This is a genomic window from Ideonella sp. P3_A4 (assembly GCF_056403075.1).
This window is the reverse complement of record NZ_JBFUGE010001004.1, coordinates 1-1,511: the sequence shown is the minus strand read 5'-3', so window position 1 is coordinate 1,511 and position 1,511 is coordinate 1. Positions and strand designations below refer to the sequence as shown.

Below are 1,511 nucleotides of genomic sequence, written 5' to 3'. Positions count from 1 at the left end.
GGATTGGCCGAACAGCGGGTATTGGTAGTTCGTCCAGGGCCCGGTGCCGGTGCCGAACGTGCTGCTGTAGGTCTCGTAGGCGCTGGTCCCGCCGCCCGAGCCGGCCCAGCAGCTCTCGCTCTGGAAGTACTGCGTGCCGGCGTCGCGGTTGATCGTCGTGCCGCCGACGGACACGACCCACGGYGACGAGCTCGGGTACYGCGGCCCGAGGCCCGCGTCGCCCGATGAGAAGAAGAAGCTGATCGGCTTGCCGGCCGCCCAGTTGGCGCGGAAGACCCAGTCCCAGTCCGAAGACTCGGTCGAGAACTCGCCGCTGCTCCAGCTGTTGGAGATCTGGCCGCCGTTGTACGGCAGCAGCGCCTGTTCGGCCACCTGCTCGGCGTACATCAGGTCGACATAACTGTTCGAGCAGGCCTCGACCAGGATGACCCGGGCACTCGGCGCCATGGCATGCACCCACTGCGTGTCGAGCGCCGACTCCAGCGCCCAACCGGAGTTGAACGGCGGTACGTTGCAGTTGCCATTGCCGTTCGCGTAGATCTTCGTGAATTTGGGCGCCGGCAGCCCGAAGAACGAGCTGAAGAAGCTCAGGTCCGCCGCCGCCGTCGGGTTGTCGTAGGCAATGACGATGGCGACGGCGCCACTGCCGCCCTTGGCGACGTACGCGCTGTTGTTGGTCGGGACACAGCCCGCGTACTTCGCCTTGCCCACGCCATACACGCAGGCCAGCGACGCGGGGTATTCGGCGAACGTGGCATCCGGGACGATGCCCGCAGCAGCGGGCGCCGGGGCCGCGAGGTCACTCAGTGTTCTGGGCTGGACCCCGTTGACGTTGCGAACGTAGTAGTTGGTATGGGCGCGTGCGCCGGCGTCGCCGGCCAGCTCCCGGCTGCTGTCGGGCACGAAGACATTCGCCGGTGCGGCATACGGCGCCGCAGCGGCGGGGCTGGCCGACATGGCACGGGACACGCCGGGCGTCGTAGCGCCACCGGCCGCCTGCGCCACAAGGCTGAGGGCGGGCATCACTGCAATTCCGCCAGCCATGACCAGACGCGTCAACCTGAACGATGCATTCATTGCGTGTACTCCTTGAAGCGCTTAGTGGCTTCGCACACGCCCAGGCAACGTCTACGGCAGGGCATCCCTCGCCAGACCATCTTGGCCCGCATGAAAGCTCGTACCGCAGCCCGGGCGCCCCGGGAGTGTGTGCTTCTTCGGCTACGCCTGATGTCCCTAAACTTAGGCAGGCCGACAGCGTCCGAAACACCCCGCCCCAGGCTCGGCCCCCAAGGAGGCCCTGGCGGCGGGGCGGCAGAGGTCCCATGGTTTTTGTCAAGCCGGCAAGGTGAATCTGTTCGGCTCGAAGGGCTTGCCGCTGCGCCAGACGGCACAGGCGACTCGCAACAGCTTTCTGGCCAGAATGACCAAGGCCTCGAACGACGCAGGTCAGGCGATCCGCGCTTGGACAGTCTTCGCTTGCCGTGGCTGCGCCCTGAGTCGTGCGCCCGAGG

The 1,511-nt window shown here is 67.1% G+C and carries 1 protein-coding gene; it reads right to left on the bottom strand.

Annotated elements, in window-relative coordinates:
- Positions 1-1,023: S8/S53 family peptidase (locus tag AC1DYI_RS35300; protein WP_477208753.1), on the bottom strand; the 1,023-nt coding region annotated here is incomplete at its 3' end.
- Positions 1,024-1,511: the final 488 nt, after the last annotated feature.